General features: G+C 74.5%; 22 protein-coding genes. 16 read left to right on the top strand and 6 right to left on the bottom strand.

Annotated elements, in window-relative coordinates:
- Window position 1 precedes the first annotated feature (1 nt).
- A complete protein-coding gene (locus IEV86_RS02105; protein WP_081978571.1) occupies window positions 2-1,858 on the bottom strand; it encodes a DEAD/DEAH box helicase in 1,857 nt (618 codons plus the stop codon).
- Between the two features lie 720 nt (window positions 1,859-2,578).
- On the opposite strand from IEV86_RS02105, the gene IEV86_RS02100 reads away from it, so the two are divergent.
- Window positions 2,579-3,922, top strand: coding sequence for a DUF6421 family protein (locus IEV86_RS02100; RefSeq protein ID WP_043604138.1), 1,344 nt, complete (start codon window positions 2,579-2,581; stop codon window positions 3,920-3,922).
- A gap of 51 nt (window positions 3,923-3,973) precedes the next feature.
- Window positions 3,974-5,047 (top strand): threonine aldolase family protein, encoded by a 1,074-nt coding sequence (locus tag IEV86_RS02095; protein ID WP_052425982.1) that lies wholly within the window; start codon window positions 3,974-3,976, stop codon window positions 5,045-5,047.
- A gap of 6 nt (window positions 5,048-5,053) precedes the next feature.
- Here the strand turns inward: IEV86_RS02095 and IEV86_RS02090 are convergent, their stop codons facing one another.
- Entirely contained in the window at window positions 5,054-6,127 is a 1,074-nt protein-coding gene (locus tag IEV86_RS02090; protein WP_043604133.1) for an App1 family protein phosphatidate phosphatase, read from the bottom strand.
- Between the two features lie 100 nt (window positions 6,128-6,227).
- On the opposite strand from IEV86_RS02090, the gene IEV86_RS02085 reads away from it, so the two are divergent.
- Together IEV86_RS02085 and IEV86_RS02080 are read left to right on the top strand one after the other, a co-directional pair.
- The gene (locus tag IEV86_RS02085) at window positions 6,228-7,205 is read left to right on the top strand and encodes a TIGR03885 family FMN-dependent LLM class oxidoreductase (RefSeq protein ID WP_043604074.1); all 978 of its coding nucleotides are present in this window, start codon (window positions 6,228-6,230) and stop codon (window positions 7,203-7,205) included.
- Window positions 7,202-8,884 (top strand): alpha-amylase family protein, encoded by a 1,683-nt coding sequence (locus IEV86_RS02080; RefSeq protein ID WP_043604072.1) that lies wholly within the window; start codon window positions 7,202-7,204, stop codon window positions 8,882-8,884. Before IEV86_RS02085 ends, IEV86_RS02080 begins: the two co-directional genes overlap by 4 nt.
- 29 nt (window positions 8,885-8,913) lie before the next feature.
- On the opposite strand, the gene IEV86_RS02075 is transcribed toward IEV86_RS02080, so the two are convergent.
- Window positions 8,914-9,942: an LLM class F420-dependent oxidoreductase gene (locus IEV86_RS02075; protein ID WP_043604070.1), complete on the bottom strand. Its 1,029-nt coding sequence runs from the start codon at window positions 9,940-9,942 to the stop codon at window positions 8,914-8,916.
- On the bottom strand, window positions 9,942-10,601 hold the full coding sequence (locus IEV86_RS02070) for a DUF4126 domain-containing protein (RefSeq protein ID WP_081978570.1): 660 nt from the start codon (window positions 10,599-10,601) through the stop codon (window positions 9,942-9,944). Before IEV86_RS02070 ends, IEV86_RS02075 begins: the two co-directional genes overlap by 1 nt.
- 130 nt (window positions 10,602-10,731) lie before the next feature.
- On the opposite strand from IEV86_RS02070, the gene IEV86_RS02065 reads away from it, so the two are divergent.
- From IEV86_RS02065 to IEV86_RS02025, 9 genes are all read left to right on the top strand, one after another.
- Window positions 10,732-11,346, top strand: coding sequence for a CDP-alcohol phosphatidyltransferase family protein (locus IEV86_RS02065; RefSeq protein WP_052425981.1), 615 nt, complete (start codon window positions 10,732-10,734; stop codon window positions 11,344-11,346).
- The gene (locus IEV86_RS02060; RefSeq protein WP_052425980.1) at window positions 11,343-12,326 is read left to right on the top strand and encodes a DUF881 domain-containing protein; all 984 of its coding nucleotides are present in this window, start codon (window positions 11,343-11,345) and stop codon (window positions 12,324-12,326) included. Before IEV86_RS02065 ends, IEV86_RS02060 begins: the two co-directional genes overlap by 4 nt.
- Window positions 12,323-12,655: a small basic family protein gene (locus IEV86_RS02055; protein ID WP_043604068.1), complete on the top strand. Its 333-nt coding sequence runs from the start codon at window positions 12,323-12,325 to the stop codon at window positions 12,653-12,655. The genes IEV86_RS02060 and IEV86_RS02055 overlap by 4 nt, the downstream gene beginning before the upstream one ends.
- On the top strand, window positions 12,652-13,596 hold the full coding sequence (locus IEV86_RS02050) for a DUF881 domain-containing protein (RefSeq protein ID WP_081978568.1): 945 nt from the start codon (window positions 12,652-12,654) through the stop codon (window positions 13,594-13,596). Before IEV86_RS02055 ends, IEV86_RS02050 begins: the two co-directional genes overlap by 4 nt.
- Window positions 13,597-13,681: 85 nt before the next feature.
- Entirely contained in the window at window positions 13,682-14,170 is a 489-nt protein-coding gene (locus IEV86_RS02045; protein WP_052425978.1) for an FHA domain-containing protein, read from the top strand.
- 77 nt (window positions 14,171-14,247) lie between these two features.
- Window positions 14,248-14,961: a transcriptional regulator FtsR gene (ftsR, locus tag IEV86_RS02040; protein WP_052425985.1), complete on the top strand. Its 714-nt coding sequence runs from the start codon at window positions 14,248-14,250 to the stop codon at window positions 14,959-14,961.
- 131 nt (window positions 14,962-15,092) lie between these two features.
- Window positions 15,093-15,611, top strand: a complete 519-nt coding sequence (locus IEV86_RS02035) for a bifunctional nuclease family protein (protein WP_229734437.1) — start codon at window positions 15,093-15,095, stop codon at window positions 15,609-15,611.
- Window positions 15,612-15,773: 162 nt separating this feature from the next.
- Complete coding sequence (locus IEV86_RS02030; protein ID WP_043604066.1) at window positions 15,774-16,358, top strand: MerR family transcriptional regulator; 585 nt, start codon at window positions 15,774-15,776, stop codon at window positions 16,356-16,358.
- A 178-nt stretch (window positions 16,359-16,536) separates the two neighbouring features.
- On the top strand, window positions 16,537-19,935 hold the full coding sequence (locus IEV86_RS02025) for a pyruvate carboxylase (protein WP_043604063.1): 3,399 nt from the start codon (window positions 16,537-16,539) through the stop codon (window positions 19,933-19,935).
- 128 nt (window positions 19,936-20,063) lie between these two features.
- Here the strand turns inward: IEV86_RS02025 and IEV86_RS02020 are convergent, their stop codons facing one another.
- The gene (locus IEV86_RS02020; RefSeq protein ID WP_043604062.1) at window positions 20,064-20,327 is read right to left on the bottom strand and encodes a hypothetical protein; all 264 of its coding nucleotides are present in this window, start codon (window positions 20,325-20,327) and stop codon (window positions 20,064-20,066) included.
- A gap of 130 nt (window positions 20,328-20,457) precedes the next feature.
- On the opposite strand from IEV86_RS02020, the gene IEV86_RS02015 reads away from it, so the two are divergent.
- On the top strand, window positions 20,458-20,952 hold the full coding sequence (locus IEV86_RS02015; RefSeq protein ID WP_043604113.1) for a GNAT family N-acetyltransferase: 495 nt from the start codon (window positions 20,458-20,460) through the stop codon (window positions 20,950-20,952).
- A 46-nt stretch (window positions 20,953-20,998) separates the two neighbouring features.
- Here the strand turns inward: IEV86_RS02015 and IEV86_RS02010 are convergent, their stop codons facing one another.
- The gene (locus tag IEV86_RS02010) at window positions 20,999-21,682 is read right to left on the bottom strand and encodes a DUF8692 domain-containing protein (protein WP_043604059.1); all 684 of its coding nucleotides are present in this window, start codon (window positions 21,680-21,682) and stop codon (window positions 20,999-21,001) included.
- 264 nt (window positions 21,683-21,946) lie between these two features.
- On the opposite strand from IEV86_RS02010, the gene IEV86_RS02005 reads away from it, so the two are divergent.
- Both IEV86_RS02005 and IEV86_RS02000 read left to right on the top strand, forming a co-directional pair.
- Entirely contained in the window at window positions 21,947-22,297 is a 351-nt protein-coding gene (locus IEV86_RS02005) for a hypothetical protein (RefSeq protein WP_043604057.1), read from the top strand.
- Window positions 22,298-22,445: 148 nt separating this feature from the next.
- Window positions 22,446-23,768, top strand: coding sequence for an MFS transporter (locus IEV86_RS02000; protein ID WP_081978565.1), 1,323 nt, complete (start codon window positions 22,446-22,448; stop codon window positions 23,766-23,768).
- Window positions 23,769-23,796 lie beyond the last annotated feature (28 nt).

Here is a 23,796-nt window from a genome sequence, read left to right as displayed (position 1 = left end):
GTCAGCCGCGGCCCGGACGCCCCTGCTGCGGTCGTCCACCCGTGCGCGGTGCGGCGGACCGGGGACGGCTCGTGGAGCGCTCGCCGACCGCGCGCTCGGTCGGACGGCCACGGTCGGGGCGGTCCGTCCGCGAGGGCGCACGCCGGTCCGACCGGTCCTCGTGGCGCTCGTGGCCACGCCGGGCGTGGCCCGGGCGGTCGTGCGGCCGGTGCGTCCCCGGGTGCGACGTCGCGCTCGCCGCGGAGCGGGGCCGGGGCCCCTCGTCCGGGCGGATGGCGAGCCGCTGACCGGCGACGCGGGCGGCGGCGATCCGGCGCATCGCGTCGTCGCCGAGCTCGGCGTTGATCTCGACGAGCGTGAAGCCCGAGTGGATGTCGATCTTGCCGATGTCCTTGCCCGTCAGACCGCCCTCGCCCGTGAGGGCACCGACGACGGCGTCGGGACGCACGCCGTGGCGGTGGCCCACCGCGAGGCGGTAGCGGACGCCGTCGAGCGCGACGGGCTCCTCGAGCACCTCGGGCTCCTCGAGTGCGGCCCGGTCGTCGCCGACCGCGAGCGCTGCGAGGGCCGCAGCGACCTCCACGAGCTCGAGGCCCGACGACGCCACGTGCTCCTCGAGCGCCGCGCGGTACAGCTCGAGGCGACCGGCGGCGTGCCGCTCGGGCGTCTGGGCGAGGAGCCGCTCGACGCGGTGCTTGGACACGTCGGCGGGCGTGGGGAGCGGGACCTCCTCGAGGCGCTGACGCGTGGTCCGCTCGATCGCGCGGAGGCGGTGACGCTCCTTGGGGGTCACGAACGTCAGCGCGGTGCCCGTCCGGCCCGCGCGGCCCGTGCGCCCGATCCGGTGGACGTACGCCTCCGGCTCGGTCGGCACGTCGAAGTTGACCACGAGGCCGACGCGGTCGACGTCGAGCCCGCGCGCCGCGACGTCGGTCGCGACGAGGGTGTCGAGCGAGCCGTTGCGGAGGCGGTCGATGATCTTCTCGCGGTCCTTCTGCGCGACGTCGCCCGAGATCGTCGCCGCGGAGAGCCCGCGGGCGACGAGAGCGAGCCCGACCTCCTCGGCGGCGCTGCGCGTCCGCGTGAAGACGATCGCGCCCTCGGTGTCCCGCGTCGCGAGGACGCGCGCGAGTGCGCCGATCTTGTGCCGGTGCGGCACCACGGCGAAGGTCTGCCGGACGGCCGAGACCGTCGACGACTCGCGGTCGACGGCGACCCGGACCGGGTCGACGAGGTGCTGCGCGGCGACGCGCACGATGCCCGCGGGCATCGTCGCGGAGAACAGTGCGACCTGGCGGCGCTCGGGGGCCGCGCCGAAGATCCGCTCGACGTCCTCGGCGAAGCCCATGCGGAGCATCTCGTCGGCCTCGTCGAGCGCGAGGAACCGGATCGCGTCGAGCGAGAGCGTGCGCCGGTCGAGGTGGTCGATGACGCGTCCGGGCGTCCCGACGACGACCTGGGCGCCCGCGGCGAGCGCGCGCTGCTGGGGCAGGAACGGCGCCCCGCCGTACACCGCGACCACGCCGATCCCCCGGATGCGGCGCGCGAAGCCGGTGATCGCCTCGGCGACCTGCTGCGCGAGCTCGCGCGTCGGGGTCAGAACGAGGGCCTGGACCGCGCGCACGTCGGGGTCGACGGCCGCCAGCAGCGGGAGGCCGAAGGCCGCCGTCTTGCCCGTGCCCGTCTGCGCGACGCCCGTCAGGTCGCGCCCGGCGAGGAGGACCGGGATCGCGGCCGCCTGGATCGGCGTCGGGCGCACGAACCCCATGTCGAGCACGGAGTCCAGCAGCGCGCCCGGCAGGCCGAGGTCGGCGAGGTCGGGCTCTCGGGCGGGGTCGGACGTGGGGGCAGACGACATGGGTGTCCCGTCGGGTCGTGGGGGGCTGTGCGCCGGACGCACGACGCGATGGCCCCGAGTCTACGCGTCGGGCCCCTCCGACGGGGCGGACGTGACGTACGACGCACGCGCGGGCGGCGACCCGCGTCGTGCGCGTCCCTGCGCCAGGGGCCATGGTCACGAACCATTGACCAGTATTCGGACATCCCCGTACCGTGCGGTAACCCGCGGCACCGCCGCCCACCCCGCGGCCCCGCCGCCCGGCGAGAGGGACGACCTCCCATGCTCCTGACCCGGACCGACGTCCTCGTGCGCCGTCCCGACGCCGACCTGACCGCAGCGGACCGCGCGGCGCTCGACGACGGGGCCGGCCTCGTCGTCGTGGGCGCGGGACCGTGGTCCGACGACGTCCTCGGGCGCCTCGCCGCCGCGGGCCTGCGCGTCGAGGCGCGGGCCGAGGAGCCGACCGCGCTGCGCGCGGACCGCGAGCACGCGGCCCGGCTGACCGCCGAGGACCTCCTCGCCCGCGTCGTCGCACCCGAGGGCACGGTCGGCGCGCACGTGGGCGTCGAGGACGGGGGAGCGCTGCTGCGCGACCCCTCCGGCGCCGTCGTCGCCGCGGCCGCCGAGCGCTCGCGCGACGCGGTCCGCAGCCGCGTCGCCGTCGTCGCCGCCGACCTGCCCGACGCACCGTGGGCGGACGAGCTCGTGCGCAACCTCGTCGCATGGACCGCTCCCGCCGTGCGACCGGCCGGTGGGCCGCGCCGCGCGGCACTCGCCGAGGACCCCGCCTGGCACGCGCTCAAGGACGCGGTGCACGAGCTCCAGCCGCTCCAGGCCAAGGACGGGTCGGTGCCCGACCCCGCCGACCACGACCGGGCACGCGGCCTGGTCGGGCGCGTGGTCGACGGCGTGCGCGCGCTCGCACCCCGGCTGCCGCACGACGCCGCGTACCTCGAGGCGGTCGTCGAGGACCTGCGTCGCTGGTCCGACGCGGGGCTGGGCGTGCCCGACTTCCTCGACTCGCTCGTCGCGTTCCAGCCGCAGACCCAGCGCGTCGACGGTCTCCAGCACCTCGTCGTCTTCCCGATGTACACCCAGAACGGGAGCCCGGACCGGCACCTCGAGGCCGTCCTCGTCGAGGTCGTGTGGCCCTCGTTCGTGGCGGAGCTCGAGGCCGGCGCGTACTCCAACCGGCTCTTCGTGCCGATCCGGTTCGTCGACTTCACCGCGGGGTACGACACCAACTCGGCCGTCCTGTTCCCGGAGACCGTCGCGATGCGCGAGGTCCCGACGTTCACGTGGGGCGCGATCTTCTGCGACCGCGAGGCGGCCCGCTTCCGCCGCGTCGTGCGGGCGGCCGCCGACACCACGGGCCTCGCGCTCCCGCCCGACGCGGCCCGGCTGCTCGAGGACCAGCACCTCGCGGAGGAGACCTTCGTGATGTGGGACCTCATCCACGACCGGACCCACATGCGCGGTGACCTGCCGTTCGACCCCTTCATGATCAAGCAGCGGATGCCGTACTTCCTCTACGCGCTCGAGGAGCTGCGGTGCGACCTCACGGCGTTCCGCGAGGCGGTCGCACTCGAGGCGGAGGGCCTGCCGCACGCACGCCTGGTCCAGTACGCGGTCCTGTTCGACCGCGTCTTCCGCTTCCCGGTCACCGGGTCGCGCGTGCGCAACTACGACGGCCTGGGCGGCCAGCTGCTCTTCGCGTGGCTGCACCAGCACCACGTCGTGCACTGGACGGACAACCGGCTCTCGGTCGACTGGGAGGACGTCGCCGACGCCGTGCTCGCGCTCGGTCGTGAGATCGACGACCTGTACTGGCGCTCCATCGACCGGCCGAAGATCGCGCACTGGCTCGCGGCGTACGCCCTGGTGTCGGGGACGGTGACGCCGCACCCCGCGTCGACGTGGGCCAAGGGTCCCGACGCGCTGCCGCTCACCGCGCCGCTCAAGGAGATGACCGACGCGGTCCTGGCGGACGAGTTCCCCCTGTCGATGTTCTACGAGGCGCTCGCGCGACGGATCGGCGACGTGGTCGCCTCGACCGCCGGGATCACCGGTCACGACGCCTGACACCCGCACCGCGTCCGCGACCCGTCGGGTCCGGATGAGAGGATCGCCCGCGTGACCGCGCTGCACGACACCACGTCCCGTCCGACCACCGAGAACCGCGTGAGCTTCGCGTCCGACAACTACGCCGGGGTCCACCCGGAGGTCCTCGCGGCGCTCGCCGAGGCGAACGTCGGCCATGAGATCGCGTACGGCGAGGACCGGTGGACCGCGCGCCTGCACGACGTCATGGCCGGCCACCTCGGGCGTGCCGTCGAGGTGTTCCCGGTCTTCAACGGGACGGGCGCCAACGTGCTGTCGCTCCAGGCGATGCTGCCCCGGTGGGGTGCGGTCGTCTGCGCCGAGACCGCGCACGTCAACACCGACGAGAACGGTGCTCCCGAGCGGGTCGGCGGCCTCAAGCTGCTCACGGTCCCCACCCCGGACGGCAAGCTCACGCCCGACCTGGTCGACCGCCAGGCGTGGGGCTGGGGCGACGAGCACCGCGCGCAGCCGCTCGCCGTCTCGATCACGCAGACGACCGAGCTCGGCACGCGGTACACGCCCGACGAGGTCGCCGCGCTGGCCGAGCACGCGCACGCGCACGGGATGCGGCTGCACATGGACGGTGCGCGCATCGCCAACGCCGCGGCGGGGCTCGACGTCCCGCTGCGCGCGTTCACGACCGACGCCGGCGTCGACGTGCTCTCGTTCGGCGGCACCAAGAACGGGCTCATGGGGGCCGAGGCGGTCGTCGTCCTCGATCCCGAGGCGGCGACCGGGCTCCCGTACCTCCGCAAGATGAACATGCAGCTCGCCTCCAAGATGCGCTTCATCTCCGCGCAGCTCGTCGCGCTGCTCGAGGGCGATCTCTGGCTGAGGTCGGCACGCCACGCGAACGCGATGGCGCTCATGCTGAGGGACGCCGTGTCGGGTCTGCCCGGGGTGCAGGTCGTGCGCCCCGTCGAGGCCAACGCGGTCTTCGCGGTGCTGCCGCCCGGGGTCGCCGACCGGCTTCGCGCGCGCTTCCGGTTCTACGACTGGGACGTCGCGACCGGCGAGGTCCGATGGATGTGCGCGTTCGACACGACGGAGCGCGACGTCGAGGCGTTCGTCGCCGCGCTGCGCGAGGAGCTCGACCGGGTCTGACGCGCGTCAGCGGGGCGGCTCGACCTCGAGCAGCCCCGTGTCGATCATCGCCAGCGCGAGGGCGTTGCCGTCCGGCCCCGTCACCGTGGTCGTCTCGGTCGCGACGCGCCGCACCCGCTCGAGCGGCTCGGTCGTGCCGTGCGCGAGGACCTGCTCGGTCGGGGAGAGCTGTCGGATCGCGACGGCGTGGACCCGGTCGCCGTGGTCGTGCGCGAGCTCGCCGTAGATCTCGGGGTCGTGCTGGCCGTCGTCGCCGACGAGGAACCAGCGCATGCCCGGGTACTCCTCGAGCAGGCGACGCAGGGTCGCGTGCTTGTGCGCCTGCCCGCTGCGGAACCAGCCGGTGTTCGTCGGCCCCCAGTCCGTGAGCAGGAGCGGGCCGGGCGGGTACCCGTGGCGCTGCAGGAAGCGGCGCAGCGCGGGAGCGGCGTTCCAGGCCCCGGTCGACAGGTAGAAGGTCGGCGCGTCGGGGTGGGCCGCGGTCCAGCGGCGGTACATGCCCGCCATGCCGGGGACGACGCGCCGGGCGTTCTCGTGCAGCACGAACGCGTTCCACGCCGCGAGCAGCGGGCGGGGGAGCGCCGTGACCATCACGGTGTCGTCGATGTCGCTCACCATGCCGAGCTCCGCGTCGGGCGCCACGACGAGGACGGGAGCGGCCACCGAGGCGCCCCCGAGCTCGAGCGTGATCTCGTGCCAGCCGGGCTCGAGGTCGGCGTCGACCGCCGCGTCCACGTACCCGCCGCGGTCGGCCTCGACGACGTGGACCCGGTCCCCGACCCGGACCGTGACCTCGGCGCCGGGCAGCTGGGCCGTGACGAAGCTCCGCCAGCCCCGCACGCTCCGGTCCGCCGACGCGGTGTCGCGCTCGGCGGCCTCGGACGCGGCCGTCCCCGGAGCGGCGAGGACCGATCGCGCCATGACGCGGACCCAGCCGGGCGCCCCGTAGCCCGTGTAGGGCTCGACGCGCGGGACCCATCCGCGCGCCAGGAGCGTGGCGTTCAGGCGGGCGTGCAGCGCGTCCTCGGCGCGTGCTGCCCAGTGCGGTCGGCTCGACGTGCGGGCGGGTGTCGTCTCCACGTCCGGCAGTCTGCCGGGGTGCGGCGCGCCGCGCGCGACGACGTCCGCAGCGCCCGCCCCCGGGAGGCGCCGCCGCACGGCCCGGGGTAGGAAGGAGGCCGTGACGATCTTCGGCTTCCACGCCTCCCACGAGCAGGTCCACCCCACGGCGCTGCTGCGCGCGGTCCAGCGCGCCGAGCAGGCCGGGTTCGAGGCGGCCATGTGCTCGGACCACATCGCCCCGTGGAACACCATGCAGGGGGAGTCGGCCTTCGCGTGGTCGTGGCTGGGCGCCGCGCTCGCGACGACCCACCTGCGCTTCGGCGTCGTGAACGCACCGGGTCAGCGCTACCACCCGGCGATCGTCGCCCAGGCGATCGGCACGCTCGGCGCGATGTTCCCGGGCCGCTTCTGGGCGGCCCTGGGCTCGGGCGAGAACATGAACGAGCACGTCACGGGTGAACCGTGGCCGCGCAAGGAGCTCCGCGACGCGCGGCTCGTCGAGTGCGTCGACGTGATCCGCCGGCTCCTCGCGGGGGAGGAGGTCACCCACGACGGCCTGGTGCGGGTGGACCGCGCGCAGCTGTGGACGCTGCCCGAGGTGGCGCCCGCCCTCGTCGCGCCCGCGGTGACCGTCGCGACGGCGCGGCGCTCGGCGGCGTGGGCGGACGGGCTCATCACGATCAACCAGCCCCACGACGTCCTGCGGGAGATGGTCGCCGCCTACCGGGACGCGGGCGGACGCGGTCCGGTCGCGCTCCAGGTCCACCTGTCGTGGGCACCCGACCAGGCCGAGGCCGAGCGGCTCGCGTTCGAGCAGTGGCGGACCAACGTGTTCTCGCCGCCCCTGCCGTGGGACCTCGACACGCCCGAGGCCTTCGAGAAGGCCGCCGCGTTCGTCCGGCCCGACGACGTGCACTCGGCGGTGCGCGTGTCGTCGGACCTCGGCCGGCACGCCGAGTGGCTCGCGGAGTACGCCGGGCTCGGCTTCGACGAGATCTACCTGCACCACGTCGGCCCGCAGCAGGACGCGTTCGTCGACGCGTTCGGCGCCGAGGTCCTGCCTGCGCTGCGGGCCTCGGTGGGAGGTGCGGCGTGAAGATCACCGACACGAGCGACCTCTGGTGGCGCAACGCGGTCATCTACTGCCTCGACGTCGAGACGTACATGGACTGGGACGGCGACGGGGTCGGCGACTTCCCGGGCCTCGCGCAGCGCATCGACCACCTCGCGCAGCTGGGGGTGACGTGCCTGTGGCTCATGCCGTTCTACCCGACGGCCAACCTCGACGACGGGTACGACATCACCGACGGCTACGGCGTCGACGGCCGGCTCGGCACGCTCGGGGACGTCGTCGAGCTCGTGCGGACCGCGCGCGACCGCGGCATGCGCGTCATCGTCGACCTCGTCGTCAACCACACGTCCGACCGGCACCCGTGGTTCGTCGAGGCCCGCAAGAGCACGGACAACCCCTTCCGCGACTTCTACGTGTGGCGCCAGGACGCGCCCCCGGACACGTCGTCCGAGGTCGTCTTCCCCGACCAGGAGCACAGCATCTGGGAGCTCGACGACAAGACGGGGGAGTACTACCTGCACCGGTTCTACAAGCACCAGCCGGACCTCAACGTCGCCAACCCGAAGGTCCGCGACGAGATCGCGAAGATGATGGGGTTCTGGCTCGAGCTCGGCATCTCGGGGTTCCGGGTCGACGCCGTGCCGTACCTCATCGAGACGGTGGGCATGGACGAGAAGGACCAGACGCGGTATGCCGACCCGCACGCCTACCTGAGGTCGCTGCGGCAGTTCGTGACCCGCCGCTCGGGCAGCGCGATCATGCTCGGTGAGGTCAACCTCCCCTACCCGGACGCCCGGACGTACTTCGGCGACGGGCACGGCGACGAGCTGACGATGCTGTTCGACTTCGTCGGCAACCAGGCGATGTACCTGGCGCTCGCGCGGCAGGACGCCCGCCCGCTCCTGGAGGCCCTGAGCGCACGTCCCGAGCTGCCGACCGACTGCCAGTGGGCGACGTTCGTCCGCAACCACGACGAGCTCACGCTCGACAAGCTGTCCGAGGACGAGCGCGCGGAGGTGTTCGCGGCCTTCGGTCCCGAGGAGGACATGCAGCTGTACGGGCGGGGCCTGCGCCGTCGCGTGCCGTCGATGCTCGACGGCGACCCGCGCCGTGTCCGACTGGTCTACTCACTCATGTTCGCGCTCCCGGGCACCCCGACGCTGTTCTACGGCGAGGAGATCGGCATGGCCGAGAACCTCGAGGTCGAGGGGCGCCGGTCGGTCCGGACGCCGATGCAGTGGTCCGCCGAGGAGAACGGCGGCTTCTCGACCGCCCGCCCGTCGCGCCTCGTGCGGCCTGTGCCGAGCGGCGGCTTCGGCCCGGAGTTCGTCAACGTGAGCCACCAGCGCCGCGACCCCGACTCGCTCCTGTCGTTCGTCTCGACGCTCGTGCAGCGGTACCGCGAGTGCCCCGAGATGGGCTGGGCCCCGCTCGACGTCCTCGAGCAGCCGCACGACGCGGTCGTCGCGCTGCGCAGCTCGGTCGACGAGAACACGGTCGTCACGCTGCACAACCTGGGGCCGGAGCCCGTCGTCGTCCCGCTGCGCCTTCCCGATCAGGTCGACGGCGACCACCGCCTGGTCGACCTGCTCGAGGACGGCGAGGTGCGCATCGGCGGCGACGGCCGGGTCGACGTCCCGCTCGACGGGTACGGCTACCGCTGGCTGCGCCTCACCGAGCCCGGGTCGCGCGCGCTGCACTGACGTGCGCACGGCGCGCGGGACCCACGGCGTCAGTCCTGGAGCGCCGCCACCGTCCGGACGGCCGCGAGGTCGCCCTGCACGAGGATCGTCGTGACGACCGTCTCGCGCCACGCGTCGAGCCGGTCCGCGATCGCCGACGGCGGGCCGACGAGCGCGACGTCCTGGACCATCGCGGTCGGCACGGCCGCGGCCGCCTCGTCCCGCCGCCCCTGGGTCCAAAGGTCCGCGACCGTCGAGCACGCGTCGACGTACCCGAGGCGCTCGATCATCTCGCGGTGGAAGTTCGCGGTGCTCGCACCCATCCCGCCGACGTAGAGGGCGATGAAGGGCCGCACGACGTCGGCCGCCCGCTCGACGTCGTCGTCGATGACGACGGGCACGGTCGCGGCGACCTCGAACTCCTCGGGTGCGCGCAGGTCCGTCCCGCGGCGCGCGAAGCCCTCGGCCAGGGCCGCGCGGTAGAAGCCGTCGACGCTCGGCGCGTAGAACAGGGGCAGCCAGCCGTCCGCGACCTCGGCCGCGAGGGCGACGTTCTTGGGCCCCTCGGCCGCGAGGTGGATCGGCAGGTCGCTCCGCAGCGGGTGGACGGTCGATCGCAGGGCCCGGCCGAGACCCGTGCCGCCCTCGAGCGGCAGCGAGTAGAAGTCGCCCGCCGCGCGGACCGGCCCCTCTCGGCGCAGCACCTGCCGTACGACGTCGACGAACTCGCGCGTCCTGGCCAGCGGCCGCGCGTAGGGCTGGCCGTACCAGCCCTCGACGACCTGCGGGCCGGAGACGCCGAGCCCCAGGGTGAACCGGCCACCCGACAGGTGGTCGAGCGTGAGCGCCGCCATCGCGGTCGCGGTGGGGGTGCGCGCCGAGACCTGGGCGACCGCGGTTCCCAGCCCGATGCGCGACGTCCTGCCGCCCCACCACGCGAGCGGCGTGAAGGCGTCGGAGCCGTACGCCTCGGCGGTCCACACCGAGTCCAGGCCGAGGCGCTCGGCCTCGAGGACCAGCTCCTGCGCACCCGCCGGTGGGCCGGCGGACCAGTAGCCGGTGTGGAGACCGAAGCGCATCATCGCTCCTCGAGGGGTCGGGGGCCGTGGCCCGGTGGGGAGGCGGTGCGGTCGCCGGACGGGAGCCCGGGCTGCCCCGGCCGGTGACGCCGTCGTCGGCGTCCCATGAGCCGGACGGCCGCCCAGACGGCGAGCCCGACGACGACGACCACGAGGACCGGGACCAGGACAGCGGCGAGGGTGAGCACGACGCTCGTGACGTCCTCGACGACGCTCACGACGGGTCCGCCGACGCCCCCCGTGCTCGCGTTGACCACCGGGCGCGCGACGGCCTTCGCGCCGTGCACGACGAGCGCGAGCACGACACCCACCACCACGGGCACCCAGGTCGCGACGTCCGTGAACGTCGACGGGTCGGTGACCGCGGGCGTCTCGGCGCCGGCTCCGGCGCCGAACGCGAGACCGCCCGCCGTGGGCCGGACGACGGTCTGCACGAGGTCGTTGACGCTGTCGAGGCCCGGCACCTTGTCGGCGACGACGTCGAGCACGACGAGAACGGCGAGCACGACGAGGACCCAGTCCTGCTCGAGCCACGTCCAGCCCGCGGGGAGAGCGACCAGGTCAGTCCATCGCGCCAGCGCGCCGAGGAGGAGCAGCGGGAGCCCGGCGTTGAGGCCCGAGGCGGTCGCGAGTCCGGTCGCGGTGAGGAGCTCGAGCATGGCCCCAGCATGGCACCGACGCGCCCTGCGGACGGGACCGAGGTGCCCGGTGCGCCGCGACGCCACCCGTAGGATCGTCGCAGCGCCCGGCACGTCGCCGCGGCGTGGACGACGGACGAGCGGGGGACCGGTGACCGAGGTGGGCACGCCGGCCGACGGGCCCGGCGCTGCGGCGCAGGTGTCGTCACGGGTCCTCACGCTCCCGAACGTCATCAGCGCGGTCCGGCTGCTCCTGGTCCCGGTCTTCGCGGTCCTGCTGCTGCGCGGCGAGGACGCCTGGGCGCTCGGCGTGCTGGCCTTCTCCGGCGCCACGGACTGGCTCGACGGGACCCTCGCGCGGCGGCTCGGCCAGCAGTCACGGCTCGGCGAGCTCCTCGACCCGGCCGCGGACCGGCTGTTCATCCTCGTGACGCTCGTCGTCCTGACCGCGCGCGACGTGGTCCCGACCGGCCTGCTGGTGGCCGTGGTCGGCCGCGACCTGCTGCTCGTCGTCGTGCTCGCGGTGCTCATGGCGTCGCACGTCGGCCCCCTCCCGGTGCACGTCGTCGGGAAGTCCGGCACGTTCGCCCTGCTCTACGCCTTCCCGCTCCTGCTGCTCGCCGAGTGGTCCGGGACGGTCGGCCTCGTGGCGGGCGTCGTCGGCTGGGCGTTCGCGTGGTGGGGGATGGGCCTGTACTGGCTCGCCGGGGGCGTCTACGTCTGGCAGGCGTGGACGGAGCTGCGCCGCCGGAGGGCCACCGCGTGACGCCCGACCGCGACGGCACGCGGGGCTCGCACCGGGCTCCGGGCGGGTCCTCCCACGCGGCCCCGCACCGGGCGTCCCACGCCGCACCGCAGCACGTCGAGCCCCGTCCGTCGTCGCGCGAGCCGGGCCCGCCCGAGCGTGACGCGTCGATGGAGCTGCTGGGCGAGGTCATGTACCGGCCCGTCGCGCTCGCGCCCGCCGAGCGCGACGACGTGCGTGCGCCGACCCGGGGCGCGCGCGTGCGCAGGGACGCGCTCCACCTCCTCGTCGCCGGGTCGCTCGGGCTGCTGCTGGTCGCGGGCGTCGCGACGCTGCGGGCGCCCCAGCCCGCCGCCCTCGAGGGGCGCACCCTGCTGCTGGAGGAGATCTCGCAGCGCACGCGCGAGGCCGAGGAGCTCGCCGCCGCCAACCAGCGCGTGGGGGCCGAGATCGCGGCGCTGCAGGAGGAGGCGCTGCGCGTCTCCGACCCGGGGCTCGTCGCCGAGCTCGAGCGCTTCGAGCTCGCGTCGGGCGCGGTGCCCGTGCGGGGGGACGGCGTGGTCGTCGAGCTCGACGACCCCGAGGTGCGCGACGACCGGCAGCTCGACCCCGAGGAGCGCGTGCAGGACCTCGATGTCCAGCTCGTGGTCAACGGGCTCTGGGCTGCGGGCGCCGAGGCGGTCGCCGTGAACGACCAGCGGCTGACCGCCCTGAGCGCGATCCGAGGGGCGGGTGAGGCGATCCTCGTCGACCTGACCCCCCTCTCGCCGCCGTACCGGGTCGAGGCCGTCGGCGACCCGCGGGCCCTCCAGACCGGCTTCGCGCGCTCGAGCGCGGCCGCGCACCTCAGCGTGCTCGCGAGCGAGTACGGCATCACGTCGAGGGTCCGCGCCGCGGAGGACCTCGAGCTGCCCGGAGCAGGCTCCACGGTGCTGCGGCACGCGACCGCGGCGCCCGCTGTGACATCGTCGGGTGCTGACCCGGAGGAAGGGACCTCATGATCGCGCTGCTGGGACTCGTCGTCGGCGCACTCGTCGGGCTCCTCCTCGAGCCCACGGTGCCGACGGTCCTCCAGCCGTACCTCCCGATCGCGGTGGTGGCCGCCCTCGACGCGCTCTTCGGCGGTCTGCGGGCGCTGCTGGACGGGACGTTCGACGACCGGGTGTTCCTCGTGTCGTTCCTGTCGAACGTCGTCGTCGCGGCGGTCATCGTCTTCCTCGGCGACCAGCTGGGCGTCGGCACCCAGCTGTCGACCGCCGTCGTCGTCGTCCTGGGCATCCGGATCTTCTCCAACGCGGCGGCGATCCGGCGTCACCTGTTCCGCGCATGACGGCTGCACACCACGGACGTCACGACGGGGACGGCGACGTGCGGCCTCCCGGGCACGGCGGGGCCGGGGCCGGTGCGCGCCCCACGCCCGACGCGCCCGTCCCGGACACCCCCGAGGGGGGCCACGCACCCGTCCCGGACGCCCCTGAGGTCGACGCGACGGGAGGTGTGCGTGCGTCGTCGCCCGGGCCGCCGCCGCAGGCGCTGCCCGCCGTCGCGCACTCGTGGCGACGCATCGGGCGTGCGCTCGCGCCCCGTCCCACCCGGGCCCAGCTCACGGTGGCGCTGCTGTCCGGTCTGCTCGGCTTCGCGCTCGTCGTGCAGGTGCAGCAGAACCGGTCCGAGGGCCTCGCGTCGCTGCGCCAGGACGAGCTGGTCCGGATCCTCGACGAGGTCACGCAGCGGTCGGAGGAGCTCGAGGACGAGGCCGCGTCCCTGCGGGCCCAGCGCGCCGAGCTCGTCACGGGCACCGACACCGAGCGCGCCGCGCGCGAGGCCGCCCGGGCGCGCGCCGAGGTCCAGGGCATCCTCGCCGGCCGGCTGCCGGCGACCGGACCCGGGGTGCTCGTCAACATCGGCGACCCGGACGGCTCGGTGCCCGCGTCGACGCTGTACAACGTGCTCGAGGAGCTCCGGAACGCGGGCGCCGAGGCCGTCCAGCTGAACGACCTGCGCCTGACGGCGTCGAGCTACGTCGTCGAGGGGCCCGACGGCGTCGTGGTCGACGGGACGGAGGCCCGGGCGCCGTACCGCTGGCGGGCGATCGGCGACCCGGACACGATCATCCCCGCGCTCGACATGCCGGGTGGCGCGATGGCCCAGGTCCGCAACGCGGGCGGGACCGCGGACCTGCGCGCCGCCGAGACGGTCGCGGTCGACGCGACGCGCGACGTCAGCGAGCCCCGGTTCGCGACCCCGGCCCCGGATGCGGAGGACGGGTGACGGGCTGCCGATGGTCACGGGGAGTGCATAGGCTGTGTGCCTGCACGGCGGCGAGCCGGCCGGCCCAGCGACGCGAGGAGGAACGATGACCGCACACGACGGGTCGGAGCAGCAGTGGGCGGCGGCCGACACGACGATGTCGTTCGGCGAGGGTGTCGTCGTCCCGGTCGACCACGACGCACCGCCCGTCGGCCTGAGCGCCGAGGAGAAGGCCGCCGTCGCGGCGCTGCCGAGCACGTCGGCGCTGCTCATCATGCAGCGCGGGCCGAGCGCCGGTGCGCGCTTCCTGCTCGACGCCGACCGCACCGTCGCGGGCCGGAGCCCGAGCGCCGACATCTTCCTCGACGACGTCACCGTGTCCCGCAAGCACGTCGAGTTCGTGCGTGAGACCGAGGGTTTCGTGGTGCGTGACGTCGGCTCGCTCAACGGCACGTACGTCAACCGGACCCGGATCGAGCAGGCGCTGCTGCGTCCGGGTGACGAGGTCCAGATCGGCAAGTTCCGGATGACCTTCCACCCGAGCCCTTCCCGGTCGGCGGGTGCGGACGGGACGGCCCCGGGCGCCGCGTCGTGAGCCGCGGCTCGGCGGCCGGAGCGGCTGACCGGGCCGTCGCGTCGTCCGACCGCGGGGCCGTCGCGCCCGGTGGACCGGTGCTGGTCGAGCCGTGGCCGCACGGCGTGTCGCGCGAGCCGACCATGCGGATCTCCGACGTGCTCGCCGACCTCAGCGCGGACTTCCCGACCGTCACGCCGTCCAAGCTCCGGTTCCTGGAGGAGCAGGGCCTCGTGGAGCCCCGCCGGACGCCCGGCGGGTACCGCCAGTACAGCCCCGCCGACGTCGAGCGGATCCGCTACGTCCTGCGGCAGCAGCGTGACCGCTACCTCCCTCTGCGCGTGATCGGCGAGCAGCTCGCCGAGCTCGACTCCGGTCGCAGCGCGGAGCAGGTCGGTCCGCGCCTCGCGGCGAGCGACGGCGAGCGCACCGGCAGCGGGGCCCGGGCGCGGTACACGGCCGAGCAGCTCGCCGAGGAGACGGGGGTCGATGAGGCGTTCGTGCGGGCGCTGGTCGACGGGGGGGTCCTGGGCACGTCCGCCTCGGGCCACCTCGACCCCTGGGCCCGCGAGGTCGTGACGACGGCGGCCGCACTCGCCGAGCACGGCGTCGACGTGCGGCACCTGCGGTCCTTCCGCGCCGCGGCGGACCGGCAGGTCTCCGTGGTGGACCAGATCGTCGCGCCGCTGCGCGGGCAGCGGGCCCTCACGGCGCAGGCGCAGGCGTCGGCACTCGCGGCGGAGGTGGGCGAGCTGTGCGGCCGGCTGCACACCGCGATGGTGCGCGCGGGCGTCGCCGGGCTCGCACCCTGAGGGGCCTCCTCGGGACCGGGTGGTGGGCGGCGCAGCCCGCCGGGCCCCGGGTGGACGTGCCCGTGCCGGTGCGGGGACAGGCCGGGGTGCCCGGCGTGTCGCTCGGGCGCGATCGGACGTAGCGTGGAGGCGTGAGCGACGACGACCTGGTGGAGCTCGAGGTCCTGGGCGTGCGCAGGCAGGCGCCCCTGGACCAGGTCGTCGTGCTGCTCCTGGACCTCGAGGGGCGTCGGCTCCTGCCGATCGTGGTCGGGCTCACCGAGGGCACCGCGATCGCGGCCGGCCAGGCGGGCGTCGTCCCGCCGCGTCCGATGACGCACGACCTGCTCGTGTCCACCCTTGCGGCGACCGGCGTCGAGGTGGTCCGGTCCGAGGTCGTCGCGCTCGTCGACGGCGTGTTCCACGCGGCCCTCGTCCTCGACAACGGCGAGCGGGTCGACGCGCGCGCGTCGGACGCGATCGCGGTCGCGGTCCGGACCGGCAGCCCCGTGCTGTGCGCCCCGCAGGTGCTCGCGGAGTCGGGCCTCGCGGTCGAGGAGCGGGCCGAGGAGGACGAGGTCGAGGAGTTCCGGGCGTTCCTCGACCAGGTCAGCGCCGACGACTTCGTGACGGGGGAGGACCCGGGCCCACCGGGCGCCGGACCGTCATGATTCACCTTCGACCTGAGGTTGAGACACGCGGGAGCGACACGCCGTCCCGCGTGTCGCGGGGAGCGTCGTTGACGCTCCTGACCAGCACCCCTAGCGTGACCGGTGAACCTCCCGCCACCGCGGTGAGCGGATGACGGTGGGGAACGGACGAGGGGAGTTGCCGTGAGCGGCACCGGGGAGTCGGTCGAGAGCGCAGCGGGGGTTCCGCAGCGCGCGCAGGGTCTGCTCTTCGGCGACGAGCTGCCGGACCTCGACACCACGACGGGGTACCGCGGCCCGACCGCGTGCCGCGCCGCCGGGATCACCTACCGGCAGCTGGACTACTGGGCGCGGACGGGTCTCGTCGAGCCGAGCATCCGTCCGGCGACCGGCTCGGGCACCCAGCGTCTGTACAGCTTCCGCGACATCCTCGTCCTCAAGGTCGTCAAGCGGCTCCTCGACACCGGCGTCTCGCTCCAGCAGATCCGCACCGCGGTGGGACACCTGCGGGAGCGCGGCGTCGACGACCTCGCGCAGATCACGCTCATGAGCGACGGCGCCAGCGTCTACGAGTGCACCTCCGCCGACGAGGTGATCGACCTCGTCCAGGGCGGCCAGGGCGTGTTCGGGATCGCCGTCGGCCGGGTGTGGCGCGAGGTCGAGGGCACCCTCGCCGAGCTCCCGACCGAGCGGGCCGAGGACGGTGTGACGCAGCACGCCGGCGTCGACGAGCTCGCCGAGCGGCGCCGTTCGCGCACGGCCGGCTGACGCCGTCGGCCCACCCCAGCACGACCCGGGCGCGCGCGTCGTCGCGCGTGCGATCCTGACACGACCCTCGGCAGCCGACCTCGACGCGTGACCCGCCGTCCGCGAGGCGGACGGCGGGTGCGCCCGCGTCACCAGTCGATACGGTGCTGCCACCCCCTGCCTACCGTGAGGTGAGCCTGTGTTCTCCAAGGTGCTCGTGGCCAACCGAGCCGAGATCGCTGTGCGCGGGTTCCGCGCCGCCTACGAGCTCGGCGCGCGGACCGTCGCCGTCTTCCCGCACGAGGACCGCAACTCCGAGCACCGCCTGAAGGCGGACGAGGCGTACCCGATCGGGGAGCCCGGGCACCCGGTCAGGGCCTACCTCGACATCGAGGAGATCATCCGCGTCGCACGCGAGGCCGGTGCTGACGCGGTCTACCCGGGCTACGGCTTCCTGTCGGAGAACCCGGCCCTCGCACGGGCGTGCGCCGAGGCCGGCATCGCCTTCGTCGGACCGCCCGCGGAGGTCCTCGAGCTCGCGGGCAACAAGGTGACTGCGCTGCGCGCAGCGCGCGAGGCCGGGATCCCGGTCCTCGCGTCGTCCGACCCGTCGTCCGACGTCGACACGCTCGTCGCGGCCGCCGACGAGATCGGGTTCCCCGTCTTCGTCAAGGCGGTCGCAGGTGGCGGCGGGCGCGGTATGCGGCGCGTCGACCGCCGCGAGGAGCTGCCGGACTCGCTCCGCGCGGCGATGCGCGAGGCGGAGAGCGCCTTCGGCGACCCCACCGTGTTCATCGAGCAGGCCGTGCTGCGGCCTCGGCACATCGAGGTGCAGATCCTCGCCGACGCCTCGGGCGAGGTCGTCCACCTGTTCGAGCGCGACTGCTCGCTGCAGCGGCGGCACCAGAAGGTCATCGAGATCGCCCCGGCGCCGAACCTCGACCCGGCGGTGCGGGACGCGCTGTGCCGCGACGCGGTCGCGTTCGCGCGCAGCATCGGCTACGTGAACGCCGGCACCGTCGAGTTCCTGCTCGACACGGAGGGCGAGCGCGCGGGCAAGCACGTCTTCATCGAGATGAACCCGCGCATCCAGGTCGAGCACACCGTGACCGAGGAGGTCACCGACGTCGACCTCGTCCAGGCGCAGATGCGGATCGCGTCGGGCGAGACGCTCGCCGACCTGGGGATCAGCCAGGACACCGTGCGGGTCAACGGCGCGGCGCTCCAGACGCGGATCACGACGGAGGACCCCGCGAACGGCTTCCGTCCCGACACGGGCCGGATCATCGCGTACCGGTCGCCCGGTGGGGCGGGGGTCCGGCTCGACGGTGCGACGGCGTCGGCGGGTGCCGAGATCTCCGGCCACTTCGACTCGATGCTCGTCAAGCTCACGTGCCGCGGCCGCGACTTCCCGACGGCGGTGCGTCGCGCCCGGCGTGCGCTGGCCGAGTTCCGCATCCGCGGGATCCGGACCAACATCCCGTTCCTGCAGGCCGTGCTCGACGACGAGCAGTTCGTGGCCGGCAACATCGCGACGTCGTTCATCGACGAGCGACCCGAGCTGCTCGCGGGCAAGGAGAGCGCTGACCGCGGTACGCGCCTGCTCGCGTACCTGGGCGACGTCACCGTCAACCGACCGCACGGGTCGCCGGTGAGCATGCTCGAGCCGCAGGCGAAGCTTCCCGCGGTCGACCTGTCGACGCCCGCCCCGGACGGGAGCCGCCAGCGGCTCCTCGAGCTCGGGCCGGAGGCCTTCGCCGCCGACCTGCGGGCGCGGACGGCCGTGGCCGTCACCGACACGACCTTCCGCGACGCGCACCAGTCGCTGCTCGCGACGCGTGTGCGCACGTACGACCTCGCTGCCGTCGCGCCGTACGTCGCGCGGACCACGAGCGGCCTCCTGAGCGTCGAGGCCTGGGGCGGCGCGACCTACGACGTCGCGCTGCGCTTCCTCGGCGAGGACCCGTGGGACCGCCTCGCCGCGCTGCGCGAGGCCCTGCCGAACGTCGCACTCCAGATGCTGCTCCGCGGACGCAACACCGTCGGGTACACGCCGTACCCGACCGAGGTCACGAACGCCTTCGTCGAGGAGGCCACCGCGACCGGGATCGACGTGTTCCGGGTGTTCGACGCCCTCAACGACGTCGAGCAGATGCGTCCGGCGATCGAGGCGGTCCGGGAGACCGGGACGGCCCTCGCCGAGGTCGCGCTGTGCTACACGGGCAACCTCACCGACCCGGGGGAGGACCTCTACACCCTCGACTACTACCTGCGGCTCGCCGACCGCATCGTCGAGGCCGGGGCGCACGTCCTCGCGATCAAGGACATGGCCGGGCTGCTCCGGCCCCAGGCCGCGCGCACGCTCGTTGCGGCCCTGCGCGAGCGGTTCGACCTGCCCGTGCACCTGCACACCCATGACACGGCCGGCGGCCAGCTCGCGACACTCCTGGCCGCCGTCGACGCGGGCGTCGACGCGGTGGACGCCGCGAGCGCCGCGATGGCCGGCACGACCAGTCAGCCGTCGCTCTCGGCCCTCGTGGCGGCCCTCGAGCACACCGAGCGCGACACGGGCCTCAGCCTGCGTGCGGTGTGCGACCTCGAGCCCTACTGGGAGGCCGTGCGCCGCGTCTACGCGCCGTTCGAGTCCGGTCTGCCCGGGCCCACCGGCCGTGTCTACGACCACGAGATCCCCGGCGGGCAGCTGTCCAACCTGCGCCAGCAGGCCGTCGCCCTCGGCCTGGGGGACCGGTTCGAGGACATCGAGGCGATGTACGCCGCCGCCGACCGTCTGCTCGGGCGCCTGGTCAAGGTGACCCCGTCGAGCAAGGTCGTCGGCGACCTGGCGCTGCACCTCGTCGCGCGCGGTGCCGACCCCGAGCACTTCGCCCGCGAGCCGCGGGAGTACGACATCCCCGACTCGGTCGTGGGCTTCCTCGGCGGTGAGCTGGGCGACCCGCCCGGTGGCTGGCCCGAGCCCTTCCGGACGCGAGCGCTCCAGGGCCGCACGACGCAGCGCCAGCAGGTGCGGCTGAGCGAGCAGGACCGCGCCGAGCTGGCCGGGACGTCCGCGCAGCGGCGCGACCGGCTCAACCACCTGCTGTTCCCCGGGCCGACCAAGGACTTCGAGCACGTCCGGGCCACCTACGGCGACGTGAGCGTGCTCGACACCGTCCGCTACCTCTACGGCATGAAGCCGGCGACCGAGGTCGAGGTGCACCTTGACAAGGGTGTCCGGCTCCTGGTCGGCATGGAGGCGGTCGGGGAGCCCGACGAGCGGGGCCTCCGGACCGTGATGTTCACGCTCAACGGGCAGCTCCGGCCCCTGCAGGTGCGCGACCGCGGCGTCGAGGTCGACCAGGCCGCCACCGAGAAGGCCGACCCCGGTACGCCCGGCCACATCGCCGCACCGTTCGCCGGCGCGGTGAGCCCGGTCGTGCAGGAGGGTCAGCACGTCGAGGCCGGCCAGGTCGTCGCGACCATCGAGGCGATGAAGATGGAGGCGTCCATCACGACGCCCGTCGCCGGGACGGTCAAGCGCCTGGCGATCGGCCCGGTCCAGCAGCTCGAGGGCGGCGACCTGGTGCTCGTCGTCGCCTGACGACGACCGGGCGGTGCCGCCCCTGACGACGCCCCGGCGCGCCGGTCCCGTGCAGGACCGGCGCGCCAGGCCGTTCAGCGCGCGCGCTCAGCGACGGGGTGGAGCGGCGGCCGTTCGGTGGCGGGCGCTCAGCGACGGGGCGTGGGCGGTGCCGAGCGCGCGCGGTAGGCCGTGACGAGCAGCCAGAGGCCCCAGACCGCGACCACCGCACCGAGACCCGCGACGACCCAGGTGAGCGGCACCGCCTCACCGCGGGAGATCACCGGCCACTGGTAGCCCACCACGGCGCCGCCGAGGACGGCCCGGAACGTACCGGTCCACCACCACCGCTCGCGCACGTCGGGGCGGGGTTCGGGCTGGGGCGTGGGCTCGGGCGTCGATGCGTCGGACATGGGGGAGAGCCTTCCACAGGCCCGCCCGACACGGAGGGGAGCCCTCGTGTCACTCGACGAGCCTCTCGGGTCCCGTGCCCACGCGGCGCGCCTCGGCGGACGCGGGGACGAGGGCTGGGACGCTCACCGGATGCGCGTGGCACGGATCGACGAGGACGAGTGGGAGCGGCTGCGCGACGCGCGGCTGCGCGCCGTGACGGGTGAGCCCGAGATCTACGGCTGGGCCCTCGCCCGCGAGACGACCTTCCGTGAGCAGCACTGGCGCATGCGCCTGCGGGGAGCACCGTGGTGGGTGGCCGAGGAGGCAGGGGAGGACGTCGGGCTCGTCCAGCTCGTCGTCGAGCCCGGGGCGCCTGCCGACGAGCGGCACGTGCTGGCTCTGTGGGTCGACCCGAGCCACCGTCGGTCGGGGCACGGAGCGGCCCTCGTGCGCGCGGCCGTCGACGCTGCCGGCGCTGACGGAGCCGCCAGGGTCACCGCGTGGGTCCCCGAGGGGGACGGCGCGGAGGGGCTCGCGGCCGCGGTCGGCTTCGTGCGGACGGGGGAGCGGGTCCCGGCTCCGCGGCGGCCGGGTGTGGCCGAGGTCCGGTGGGTTCGGCCGGTCGTGGTACCACCGCCGTCGTGAGCCCTCGGGCCGTGCGCCGGGACACGGCGACGACGAGGTCGGCGGGTCAGGAACGCCAGGCGTGCACGGGTTCCGCGGGCTCGGCGTCGCGGGCCGCCGCCCAGCTCCGCAGCTCGTGCCCGACCGACGAGGGGCGCAGGTCGAGCCGGACGCCGGCACCCACGAGCGCGGCGGCGAGCAGCGCCGTCGCGGTGAGCATCTCGGTCGTGTCCTCGGCGGTCTCGAGCAGGAAGCGGCCGGTCCCGTCGACGAGCAGACCGGCCACGGTGGCGGTGACCTGCGAGGCCAGCAGGACCCCTCCGGCGAGTCTCAGCGGTCGACGGGCCGGCGCCCCGACCGCGTGGGCCACGACGAGCAGGAGGACGAGCACGGTGACCGCAGCGAGCGGCTGGGCGACCGAGAGCGTCGTCTCGGCGCCCAGACGTCGCCCGGCCTCCTCGTGCACCGAGGCGACCTCGTCGACGCTGAACGCGAAGGACAGCAGCGCGACGACCAGCCAGCCGAGACGTCCGGTGCGGCGCTCCGCCTGACCGGCGGCCCCGAGGCAGGCGACCGCGGCGAGCAGGAAGAGGCTGCTCGAGAACCACGTCGGCAGGTTGTTCTCACGGTCCATGTCGAGGAGCCGGCTCTCGAGCGTGACGGCGTTCACCAGGTGCACGACAGCGAACGCGAACGGACCCACGACGCCGACGAGCACCGCGGCGGAGAACGGGAGCGGCCGACGGTTCATCGTCCGAGCGTACGGTGAACTCCTGATGAACGAGACATGGCGGCCCGCGAGTGGGGCGGTCGGGACGGTGGGGCAGGCCCGGGCCTGAGGCGTAGTGACATAATGTCCATTATCGGCGTACCGGGTCCACCGTGGTCGATCGGGTGAAAAGTGGCCCCGGCGCTTCCGGCCCCACGCATGCCGAGGTCTAACGTGGGCGAATCGGACATACCGGTAGACCACCGGCCCCGAGGACCGACGAAGCCCCCCCGGAAGGACAGAGACATGTCACGCACCAGGACCGTCGTCACGACTCTCGCAACGACCGCCGTCGCCGTCGGCGCCCTCGCGGGCCCGGCCGCCGCAGCCCCGCCCGTGCAGCCCGCGACCCACTCCGCGGCGACCTGGGCCGCCATGCTCACCGAGCAGTACGGCTTCGACGTCACGTGCTCCAAGGAGGAGTTCGAGGACGGCCACATGTCGCACTGGGTCGGCGACGCGCTGTTCGTCTACGTCAAGGCCGGCACGGGCTACTCCACGCTCGACGACGCGGTCGACGGCTACATCACGCCCGGCAAGGACATCAGCTTCGTGATCACGTGCGACGGCGAGCCCGACTACCCGCCCATCTCCTGAGCACTGCGTACGACGGGGTCCCGACGAGGTCGTCGGGACCCCGTCGTCGCGTTCGGGCACGAGCGCTGGGCGCTCCGTGGCGGACGTCACGGTCGAATCGTTCCGATGCGGGGCGGCGTCACGTCGTCGGTGGCCCGATGATGTCCGGGTGCCCCAGCTCCTCATGGACCTCACACCGCTGAGGATCAGCGCGCCGTACCGGCGGATGTGGGTCGGCACGTCGCTCTCGGGCATCGGGACGGCGCTGACCACGGTCGTCGTCGGGCTCCAGGTGTACGACATCACCGGCTCGACGGCGAGCGTCGGCCTGGTCGGCCTCGTCGGCTTCCTGCCGCTCGTGCTGCTCGGGCTGTACGGCGGCGCCGTCGTCGACGCGCACGACCGCCGGACCGTCGTCGTCGCGACGGCCGCGGGCCTCCTGGTCGTGTCGCTCGGGCTCGCGGCCCAGGCGTTCGCCGGCGTCGAGGACGTCCGGCTCCTCTACGTCCTCGTCGCGGTCCAGAACGGCCTGTTCGCGATCAACTCCCCCGCCCGCTCGGCCATCGTGCCGAGGCTCGTCGGCCTGCCCCTGCTGCCCGCCGCGAACGCCCTCGCGAGCCTCTCGGGCGGCATCTCGATGACCGTCGGCCCCCTGCTCGGCGGCGTGCTCGTCGGCTGGGCGGGGTACGGGCCCGCGTACGCGGTCGAGGTCGTGATGCTCGGGGTCGCGCTGACGACGCTCGTCGCGCTGCCGCCGCTGCCGCCCGAGGGCGTCGTGCGGCGCGCAGGGCTGCGGTCGGTCCTCGAGGGGCTGCGCCACCTGCGCGGCGAGCCCGTGGTGCGAGGCACGTTCGTCGTCGACCTCACGGCGATGGTCCTCGCGATGCCACGCGTGCTGTTCCCGGCCATCGGGGCGGTCCTCATCGGCGGCGGTGCGACGACCGTCGGTGTCCTGACCGCGGGCATCGCGGCGGGCTCGATCCTCGCGGGCGTCTTCTCGGGACCGCTGGGCCGCGTCCACCGGCAGGGCACGGCAGTGCTGGTGTCGGTCGTCGGCTGGGGGCTGTCGGTCGCGGCGTTCGGCGTCGTCGTGGCGCTCGCACCCGGGCCCGTGCCCGGTGGCGGCGCGCACTGGACCCTGTGGCCCGCGACGGCGTGCATGGTCCTGGCCGGCACGTTCGACACGGTCAGCGCCGTCTTCCGCACCACGATCCTGCAGGCCGCGACACCGGACGCGCTGCGTGGACGCCTCCAGGGGGTGTTCATCGTCGTCGTCGCGGGCGGGCCGCGCCTGGGCGACGCGGTGCTCGGTGGCCTCGGCGCAGCGGTGGGCGAGGCGGGTGCAGCGCTGGCGGGCGGGCTCGCGTGCGTGGTGGGTGTCCTGCTCTTCACGCTCGCGCAGCCCGCGTTCCGCGCCTACGACGCGCGGCCCGGGGCCGCCGGCCACGGTGTCGAGCGTGGTGCCGAGCGTGGTGTCGAGCGTGGTGCGTGAGCAGCGCGAGCCCGTGTCGGTGGGGTAC

It is taken from the genome of Cellulomonas carbonis (assembly GCF_014636275.1).
GTDB classification, from domain to species: Bacteria; Actinomycetota; Actinomycetes; order Actinomycetales; family Cellulomonadaceae; genus Actinotalea; species Actinotalea carbonis.
This window is presented reverse-complemented; position numbering and strand designations above follow the sequence as displayed.

Bases quoted from the DNA above. Each gene is read 5' to 3' on its own strand.
- IEV86_RS02105 (WP_081978571.1), bottom strand. From the start codon at position 1,858: ATGTCGTCTGCCCCCACGTCCGACCCCGCCCGAGAGCCCGACCTCGCC.
- IEV86_RS02070 (WP_081978570.1), bottom strand. From the start codon at position 10,601: ATGCTCGAGCTCCTCACCGCGACCGGACTCGCGACCGCCTCGGGCCTC.
- IEV86_RS02055 (WP_043604068.1), top strand. From the start codon at position 12,323: ATGATCGCGCTGCTGGGACTCGTCGTCGGCGCACTCGTCGGGCTCCTC.
- IEV86_RS02005 (WP_043604057.1), top strand. From the start codon at position 21,947: ATGTCACGCACCAGGACCGTCGTCACGACTCTCGCAACGACCGCCGTC.
- IEV86_RS02075 (WP_043604070.1), bottom strand. From the start codon at position 9,942: ATGCGCTTCGGTCTCCACACCGGCTACTGGTCCGCCGGCCCACCGGCG.
- IEV86_RS02045 (WP_052425978.1), top strand. From the start codon at position 13,682: ATGACCGCACACGACGGGTCGGAGCAGCAGTGGGCGGCGGCCGACACG.
- IEV86_RS02010 (WP_043604059.1), bottom strand. From the start codon at position 21,682: ATGAACCGTCGGCCGCTCCCGTTCTCCGCCGCGGTGCTCGTCGGCGTC.
- IEV86_RS02050 (WP_081978568.1), top strand. From the start codon at position 12,652: ATGACGGCTGCACACCACGGACGTCACGACGGGGACGGCGACGTGCGG.
- IEV86_RS02015 (WP_043604113.1), top strand. From the start codon at position 20,458: ATGCGCGTGGCACGGATCGACGAGGACGAGTGGGAGCGGCTGCGCGAC.
- IEV86_RS02020 (WP_043604062.1), bottom strand. From the start codon at position 20,327: ATGTCCGACGCATCGACGCCCGAGCCCACGCCCCAGCCCGAACCCCGC.